Origin of the sequence: Arthrobacter sp. SO5, assembly GCF_020532805.1 — a bacterium.
In the GTDB taxonomy this organism is placed as follows: Bacteria; Actinomycetota; Actinomycetes; order Actinomycetales; family Micrococcaceae; genus Arthrobacter.
This window is the reverse complement of the sequence record NZ_MQTQ01000037.1, coordinates 42,305-50,172: the sequence shown is the minus strand read 5'-3', so window position 1 is coordinate 50,172 and position 7,868 is coordinate 42,305. Positions and strand designations below refer to the sequence as shown.

6 protein-coding genes are annotated in these 7,868 nt (G+C 66.6%); 4 read left to right on the top strand and 2 right to left on the bottom strand.

Going from position 1 to position 7,868, the window contains the following annotated elements; all coding sequences use genetic code 11:
• Positions 1-136: 136 nt before the first annotated feature.
• Positions 137-625: an SRPBCC domain-containing protein gene (locus tag BJG92_RS06720; RefSeq protein WP_232083249.1), complete on the top strand. Its 489-nt coding sequence runs from the start codon at positions 137-139 to the stop codon at positions 623-625.
• 45 nt (positions 626-670) lie between these two features.
• Here BJG92_RS06720 and BJG92_RS06715 read toward each other — a convergent pair whose 3' ends face one another.
• Entirely contained in the window at positions 671-1,705 is a 1,035-nt protein-coding gene (locus BJG92_RS06715) for a LacI family DNA-binding transcriptional regulator (RefSeq protein WP_232083248.1), read from the bottom strand.
• A gap of 2 nt (positions 1,706-1,707) precedes the next feature.
• On the bottom strand, positions 1,708-3,489 hold the full coding sequence (locus BJG92_RS06710; protein ID WP_232083247.1) for a glycoside hydrolase family 13 protein: 1,782 nt from the start codon (positions 3,487-3,489) through the stop codon (positions 1,708-1,710).
• 338 nt (positions 3,490-3,827) lie between these two features.
• On the opposite strand from BJG92_RS06710, the gene BJG92_RS06705 reads away from it, so the two are divergent.
• The 3 genes from BJG92_RS06705 (at position 3,828) to BJG92_RS06695 (ending at position 7,868) form a co-directional block, all read left to right on the top strand.
• Positions 3,828-5,126 (top strand): maltose ABC transporter substrate-binding protein, encoded by a 1,299-nt coding sequence (locus BJG92_RS06705; RefSeq protein ID WP_232083252.1) that lies wholly within the window; start codon positions 3,828-3,830, stop codon positions 5,124-5,126.
• A 133-nt stretch (positions 5,127-5,259) separates the two neighbouring features.
• Positions 5,260-6,906 (top strand): ABC transporter permease subunit, encoded by a 1,647-nt coding sequence (locus tag BJG92_RS06700; protein ID WP_232083246.1) that lies wholly within the window; start codon positions 5,260-5,262, stop codon positions 6,904-6,906.
• Positions 6,903-7,868 carry a sugar ABC transporter permease gene (locus BJG92_RS06695; protein ID WP_232083245.1) on the top strand — a complete coding sequence of 322 codons (966 nt, stop codon included), beginning with the start codon at positions 6,903-6,905 and terminating at the stop codon, positions 7,866-7,868. The genes BJG92_RS06700 and BJG92_RS06695 overlap by 4 nt, the downstream gene beginning before the upstream one ends.

The window sequence follows — 7,868 nt, the reverse complement described above, 5'->3', positions numbered from 1 at the left end:
GGGAGAGTAGGTCACCGCCGGAACATCATTCAGGTCGAGAGCCTCCAACCACCAGGTTGGAGGCTCTCCCACTTTAACCACCAAACAAGGAGCCAGGGGTCATGAGTGTGGGCGGCCGCGGGTAGAGTTGATGCCCATGGATAACCTCTTCAGCCATGCCCCAACGGACGGAGCGGAGCCGTCGTCGGTAGACGCGTTGGACCCGGTGTGCTGCACAGTGACCGTTCCAGGCGCCGTCGCACGCGCCTTTGTGGGCTTTACCGAGCACACCCACCTCTGGTGGCCGATGGAGACGCAGAGCGTCTACGGCGCGGGCTCCTATGTCGAATTCGAAGAGCTGCTGATCCTGGAGACCGCTGACGACGGCCGAACCGCTATCTGGGGCTCCATCGATGACTGGCAGCCCCCCTTGTCCTTCCACGCCAGCTGGCACCCCGGGTCCTCGGCTATGTGGTCTACCGAGCTCCGGGTATCGTTCCGGGCACTGGAGGACGGGACGGAGCTGCGGCTTGTCCACAGCGGCTGGGAAGGCGCCGAGGACCCTGCCGCAACGCGGGCGGACTACGCCGCCGGCTGGCCCGGCGTCCTCGGTCGCTTCACGCGGTTCATGGGCGCCGGCGGCTGAGCCCACCTGGCCTGTAGGCGGCCCGGCAGCGCCCCAACGTGAGACCTATCCTCGCCGCGGCACCGTGTCCACCGGCGGTACGGCCGTGCTGGAACGCATCACAAAGCTCGTCGGATACTGGGTGTCGGCAGCCGCGGTGTCCCCGCCGCCGTCGAGGCCTGCCAGCAGACGGCGGACCGCCAGCGCACCCTGCCCGCGGGCGTCCTGGTCGATAGTGGTCAGGCCAAACACCTCGCCAAGTTCATGGCCGTCGATGCCGATCACTGACAGGTCGTAGGGCACTCGGAGGCCGAAGTCGCGGGCGGCGAGAATGGTGCCGATTGCCATTTCATCCGACGCTGCAAACACCGCTGTTGGCCGTTCCACGGAACCGCCGAGCAGCTGGCGGGCGCTGGCGTAGGCGCCCCGGATCGTGAAGTCCGCTGAGACCTGCCACTCAGGGCGGATCTCCAGCCTGGCGTCCTTCATGGCCTTCTTGAAGCCGGCCTGGCGCGTCCCGGGCAGACGGAAGTCCTGGTCGTATTCGGCGTCCCCGGTCATGTGGGCTATTTTGGTGTGGCCGAGCTGGATAAGGTGGCGTGCCGCGGCGTCCGCGATGCCCGAGTCATCGATACGGATGGTCGAGGCCCCCGGCAATGGTCCGCCGATCCCGACAATCGGCCGGTGGATGGCGAGCAACTGCTGGATCTCGGCCTCACGGAGCTCCAACGACACCGCAATCACCGCGTCCACCCGTTTACGCAGCAGGAAGTCGTTCAGCACGCTGTGCCGGCGTTCCTGCCCTTCGCTGATGTTGTAGAGCGTGAGGTCGTAGCCGGCGTCCAGCAGTGCCGCCGAGACGCCCTCCACCACGGAGGAGAAGAACCAGCGGTGCACGGACGGGACCACGACGCCGACGTTGTGGGTCCGCCCGGAGGCAAGGCTGGAGGCATGGTAGGAGAGGACGAAACCGAGGTCGGCTGCGGCAGTCTGGGCGAGTTCACGGCTGCGGGCCGAGACATTTCCCTTGCCGCTCAAGGCCCGCGAAACGGTGGCTATGGACAGGCCAGCGCGCTCCGCGACGTCCTTGATCCCGGGCATTCTTAGCTCTCAGCGTCCTCGGTGTGGATTTCCAGCCAAACAGTTTCCCCTGAGCCTAACCGATGCCCGGAGCCGAGCAGTCCAGCTGAGTCGGCGCCGTCGGACGCGGAGCCCTGGGAGCTGCGCAGCAGTACCCGTCCGGCGGGCAGTTCAACGGACTCCCGCCCTGCGTTGAGCAGCACCAGGGTGGTGCCGTTGAGGTACGCCAGGCAGGTGTCGGTGCACCAGTCCTCTGCCCAGGCCAGCGAACCCTGTCCGAGGCCCAGCTCCCGCCGCGCGGCGAGCATGCGCCGGTAGAGATTAAGGTGCGACGTCGGCGTGGCGGCTTGGGCGTCACGGGCCAGTCCCGCGAAGCTTGCGGGCTGCGGAAGCCACGGGGCCGCTCCGTCGCCGAATCCGGCGTGGAGCTCAGCGGCGCGCCACGGCAGCGGCACGCGGCAGCCGTCGCGCCCCAGCCGTTCGCCGCCGGTGCGGGCAAAGGTGGGGTCCTGCCGCTGGTTGTCCGGGATGTCGATTCCGTCGGGCAGGCCGAGCTCTTCGCCCTGGTAGAGGTAGGCGCCGCCGGGCAGGCCGAGCATGAACAGGGAGGCGGCCGCGGCCCGGGAGCGGCCCAGGGCCTCGTCCGGTTGCAGATCGAAGCTGCTGATCCCGTCGCCGTCCCGGGGTGCGTGGCCGTCGTAGCCGAAACGGGTGGCATGCCGGACTACATCGTGGTTGGAGAGCACCCACGTGCTGGGCGCGCCGACGGAGTCCAGCGCCGTCAGGGATTCGGTGATGACACCGCGCATGCGGCGGACGTCCAGCCCGGTGTGCAGGTACGGGAAGTTGAACGCCTGGTGCATTTCGTCCGGCCGGACCCAGTCGGCCAGGCGGGGGAGCGGATCCACGTTCGCTTCGGCGCAGAGGATGCGGTCCGGGCCGTATTCCGCGAGGATCCGGCGCCACTTGCGGTAGATGTCGTGCAGGGCGGGCTGGCCGAACATCGGCGCGTCATGGCCCGGGAAGCCGTCGCAGCTGTTGCCGTCGGCTCGGCCGCCCCATTCCGGCAGGCCCGGGGCCTTGACCAGCGCGTGGGCAACGTCAACCCGGAATCCGGAGACGCCGCGGTCCAGCCAGAAGCGCAGGACGCGTTCGAATTCCTCATGCACGGCGTCGTTGTCCCAGTTGAAGTCCGGCTGGGAGGTGTCGAACAGGTGCAGGTACCACTGGCCCGGGGTCCCGTCCGGCTCGGTGATCCGGGTCCAGGCGGGCCCGCCGAAGTGGGACTCCCAATTGTTGGGCGGCTCCCCGCCGAACTGCCCGCGGCCGTCGCGGAAGATGAACATGTCCCGTTCCGGGCTGCCGGCTGCGGCGGCCAGGGCGGCCTGGAAGGCCGTGTGCTGGTCCGAGCAGTGGTTGGGAACGAGGTCGACGATCAGGCGCAGGCCCAGCCGCGTGGCCTCGGCCAGCATGGCGTCGAAGTCCGTCAGTGTGCCGAACAGGGGGTCGACGTCGCAGTAGTCGCTGACGTCGTAGCCGGCGTCGCGCTGCGGCGAACGGTAGAACGGGGAGAGCCAGACGGCGTCGATGTCCAGCTCGGCCAGCTGCGGAAGTTCAGCGGTGATCCCGGCGAGGTCGCCGATGCCATCCCCGTTCAGGTCCCGGAAGGAACGCGGGTACACCTGGTAGATGACGGCTGAGCGCCACCAGCCGGGGAGATGGTCTGCGGGGTGCACCGGCGTCAAGGGGCCGGTCAGGGTCCCGGCCAGTTCGGCGGGGGCGGCGAGTGCTGAGTCAACGGACATGCCGGTAATCGTAAGGCTGATTCCGCCAAATTGAAAACGCTTCCAGCCGCAATCGTGGTGCAACGTTCGGCATAGGCGGGGTCATGCTGTCCGGTGCTGCGTCCGCCAGGCCCTAAAGTCCGGCTACATTTTGGTGACACGGGTTCCCGGCAGATCCGACCGCGGTCATTACCCGCCAGTAGTTGGACTTTCCAAAGTCATCATCACCGTGTAGTTTGGAAGCGCTTGCAGCTGCTGTGAGCCACATCACCGACGATGCCACCGGGCCCCCGGACTCTTCACCAGAGCCTTCCGATAGGGCCGTCAGCGTGGATGCAGGATTCATGAAAGGGACACCAATGAAGGTGCAGAACACCCTCGCAACCGGGGCCAGCCGCCGTGTATTCACGGCCGGAGCAATCTCCGTAGTTGCAGCGCTGGCACTGAGCGCCTGCGGCGGCGCCGCAGCCACCGCGCCGGCCACCGCCACCGCCAAGCCGGACCTGAAGGCCTCCGGGGCCAGCACCATCACCATGTGGGTTGATGCCGAGCGCTCACCCGCGCTGAAGGACATCACCGCCAAGTTCCAGGCCGACACCGGCATCGAAGTGAAGCTCGTGGTCAAGGACTTCGCAGCAGTCCGCGACGACTTCATCACCCAGGTTCCCACGGGCAAGGGCCCGGACCTGATCGTCGGCCCGCATGACTGGGTAGGCAAGTTCGTCCAGAACGGTGTCATTGCCCCGGTTGAACTCGGCGACAAGAAATCCGGCTTCCAAGGCTCGGCCGTCAAGGCCATGACCTTCAACGGGTCCGTCTACGGCGTGCCGTACGCGATCGAGAACATCGCGCTGCTGCGCAACACCGACATGGTGTCCGCGGCCGCCACGACGTTCGATGAGGTCATGTCCAACGGCAAGAAGGCCGTTGCCGACGGAAAGGCCAAGTTCCCGTTCCTGGTCGGCATGGATCCCAAGCAGGGGGACCCCTATCACCTGTACCCGCTGCAGGCCTCCATGGGTTCGCAGGTGTTCGGCCTGGCTGCCGACGGCGGCTACGATCCCAAGCAGCTCCTGATCGGCGACGCTGCTGGCGTGGAGTTCGCCAAGAAGCTGGCCGCCTGGGGCGACGCCGGTGAGAAGATCATCAACTCCAACATCACCGGTGACATCGCCAAGGAGAAGTTCCTGGCTGGCGAGTCCCCGTATTACCTGACGGGCCCCTGGAACGTGCCGGATGTGCAGAAGAAGGGCATCAAGTTCGCTGTGGACGCCCTGCCGGCCGCCGGTGGCAAGCCTGCCCAGCCGTTCATCGGCGTCAACGGCTTCTTCATCAGCGCCAAGAGCGCCAACGCGCTGGCCACGAACGAGTTCGTGACCAACTACCTCACGTCCGAGTCGGCCCAGGACTCCATGTACAAGGCCGGAGGCCGCCCGCCGGCTCTGAAGTCTTCCTTCGAAAAGGCCGCGAGCGATCCGGTCGTTGCCGCCTTCGGCAAGATCGGCGCCACCGGCGTCCCGATGCCGGCCATCCCGGAAATGAGCGCGGTCTGGGCGGACTGGGGAGCCACCGAGCTGGCCCTGATCAAGGGCCAGGGCGACCCTGCCGCCGACTGGGCCAAGATGGCCGCCAGCATCAAGGCCAAAATCGCGGGTTAGTCCCCGCTCCGGTTCCTGACGCTCCGAGACTCCGGAGAGCGTAACGAACCGCATGCACCGGGCCGGGCGGCAGCCATGCCGCCCGGCCCGTTCCTGCACCACCACCAGCTTCTCCCTAGGACTTTAGACAGCCATGACAGATACCGAACTCCGCCAGGCCGGCACCCCCGCCCCAGCAACGGGCCCCGACGGCTCTCCCGGGCGGCCGGGCCACCCGCGCACGCGGCGGCGCCGCTTCGGCCCGGACACCACGAAGGGCACCGTCGCCAAGATCGTGCTGCTCGGCCTCGTGGACGCGCTGGCCGTCTACGTCCTGATGATGCTTTTCCTCAGCGAGTCGTGGGGGGCGCTGGCAGTCTCCTCCGCCGTCGTCCTCGCGATCAACTGGATCTACCTGCGCAAGGGCGGGCTCCCCGCGAAGTACCTGGCCCCCGGCGTGCTCTTCCTGCTGGTCTTCCAGGTCTTCGTGGTCCTGTTCAGCGGCTACATCGCCTTCACCAATTACGGCGACGGGCACAACAGCACCAAGGATGATGCGATCGCCGCCATCCAGCTCACCGCACAAAAACGCGTCCCCGACTCTCCCGCCTATAAGACGGCCGTCCTCGCCAAGGGCAATTCGTTCTACCTGCTGTTCACGGACCCGGACGGCAAGATCTCGCTGGGCAGCACCGAAGCGCCCCTGGAGGCAGCCGCCGGCGCCGGGAAGGATTCCACCGGCAAGGCCAACGCTTTGGACGGCTACCGCACCCTGACCTTCCAGGAGATCGTGGCGAACCAGCAGCAGATTCTGGGCATCACCGTGCCCGTCTCCTCCGACCCCGCGGACGGCACCCTGCGGACGGCGGATGGCAGCAACGCCTACCAGTTCAAACCGGCCCTGAGCTACGACGCCGCGGCCGACACGTTCACCGATACCGACTCCGGCGCTGTCTACCGGGACAACGGCAAGGGCGCCTTCGCTGCCAGCAATGGTGAGACCCTCACCACCGGGTGGAAGATCGACGTCGGTATGGAGAACTTCGCCCGTGCCTTCACTGACCCCAGTCTGCGCGGCCCGCTGCTGGGCGTCATCCTGTGGACCTTCACCTTCGCAGTGGCTTCTGTGGCGCTGACGTTCGCGATGGGCATGTTCCTCGCCATGACGTTCAACCGAGAGGACCTGCGCGGCAAGAAGGTGTACCGGATCCTCATGATCCTGCCCTACGCCTTCCCGGCGTTCCTGTCCGGACTGGTGTGGTCCGGCATCCTGAACCCGCAGTTCGGCTGGCTCAACCAGACCCTACTGGGCGGGGCCACGATCGGTTGGCTCACGGACCCGGTCCTGGCCAAGATCAGTGTGCTAGTGGTCAACCTGTGGCTCGGATTCCCGTATATGTTCCTCGTCTGCACCGGCGCCCTGCAGTCGCTGCCGGCCGAGCTGGACGAGGCCGCCCGGATGGACGGCGCCGGCCCGTGGCGGGTGTTCCGTTCCATCAAGCTGCCCCTGCTGCTGGTCTCCATCGCTCCGCTGCTGATCTCCTCCTTCGCCTTCAACTTCAACAACTTCAACGTGATCTTTATGCTCACCGGCGGCGGCCCGCGGTTCGCGGACACAGACCGGGACATTGGAGCCACGGACATCCTGATCACCCTCGTCTACAAGGTGGCCTTCGGGCAGGGGACGGGGCGTGACTATGGCCTCGCCAGCGCCCTGGCAATCATCATCTTCATCATCGTGGCCACCGTTTCGGCCATCAGCTTCAAGCAGACCAAGGCACTCGAGGACGTGAACTCATGAACGGGTCAGCAAGTACCGTCAGCACAACGGCGGCGCCCGGCGTCGACGACGTTGCAGCAACAAGCACCACCGACGTCGAGCATCTCCGCTCGCTGCAGCGCCGGCGCCCCTTCGGCGTCTGGTTCAAGGACAAGGGCTGGCGGCACGTGGTCGGCATCGCCGTGACCATCTTCGCGATCTTCCCGCTCCTGTACGTACTCTCAGCGGCGTTCAACTCCACCGGCACGCTGGTGGGCTCCAACGCACTGTTCAGCAGGATCGACTTCGGCAACTTTGTCGAACTGTTCAACAACCCTGCGCGGCCCTACGCCCGCTGGTTCGCGAACACCATGGTGGTGGGCGTCGTGACGTCCGCGGCCACGGTCTTCCTCGGCGCCATGGCGGCCTACGCGTTCTCCCGCATGCGGTTCAAAGGCCGCCGGATCGGCCTGCTCAGCCTGCTGCTGCTGCAGATGTTCCCGCAGCTGCTCGCCGTCGTCGCGATCTTCCTGCTGCTCAGCGGCATCTCCGAGGTTATCCCGGCGCTCGGCCTCGGCAGCCAGCTGGGCCTCATCATGGTCTACCTCGGCGGAGCACTGGGCGTGAACACCTACCTGATGTACGGCTTCTTCAACACCGTGCCCCAGTCGCTCGACGAGGCGGCCAAGATCGACGGCGCCAGCCACACACAGATCTTCTTCGGCATCATCATGCGCCTCGTCACGCCCATCCTTGCCGTTGTGGGCCTGCTGTCCTTCATTGGAATCTCCGGCGAATTCGTGATCGCCAGCGTGGTGCTCACGGACCCGGACAGCCAGACCCTCGCCGTCGGCCTCTATTCCTTCGTGGCGCAGCAGCGGTCCGAGAACTGGGGAGTCTTCGCCGCCGGTGCCGTGCTCGCAGCCGTGCCGGTCATGGCACTGTTCCTCTTCCTTCAGCGCTACATCGTCAGCGGCCTCACGGCGGGCTCGGTGAAGGGCTAG